A 610-nucleotide genomic window follows, 5' to 3' on the forward strand; every position below is an offset into this window, starting at 1 on the left:
GTGTTGCCCGTGCGGGCCGCGGCGAGGGCCGGGAAGTCGGCCATGGGCAGCTGGCGAAGCTGCGCCGGGTCGGCCGTCCACCCCTCCACGTCGCCGGTGGCGTGGGCGGCGGGGCGGTCGATGCCGATGCGGACCAGTTCACGTTGGGCGTCGGCGACCTGCTGCGGGGTGTCGGCGAGCAGGGTGATGGGGGTGCCCCAGTCGATGAGCCAGCCCAGCCAGGTCGACATCGGCCCGTCCAGGCCCAGGCTGACCGTGCCGGCCAGGTGCGAGGCGGCGTAGGCCTTGCGGTGGCGCAGGTCCACCACCCACTGCCCGGCGGCGATCCGCTCGCGCAGCTCGGCGGCGTCGGCGCGGGTCACCGGAGTCAGGTCCACGGGGGTCGGACCGGCGAAGTTGGCCACACCCATGTGGGCGTAGTACGCCGGGTAGGCGTCCAGGCCGGCGAGGGTCTCCGCGACGAACTCCTCGGCGGCCAGCCGCAGGACCGGGTTTTTCGTCTTCTCCCGGCCGATGGTCGAGTCGGACGCGTCGGCCTGGCTGGCCGAGCAGAAGCTGCCGAACCCGTGCGTCGGCCACACCTGCGCCCCGTCGGGCAGCAGATCCACCA

The 610-nt window shown here is 73.9% G+C and carries 1 protein-coding gene; it reads right to left on the reverse strand.

The features are described 5' to 3' along the window. Positions 1-610, reverse strand: a 610-nt coding sequence (locus FXF50_RS29040) for a rhodanese-like domain-containing protein (protein WP_370464176.1), incomplete at both ends; no start/stop codon positions are given.

Origin of the sequence: Micromonospora sp. AP08 (genome assembly GCF_008085935.1) — a bacterium.
Lineage (GTDB): Bacteria > Actinomycetota > Actinomycetes > Mycobacteriales > Micromonosporaceae > Micromonospora > Micromonospora chersina.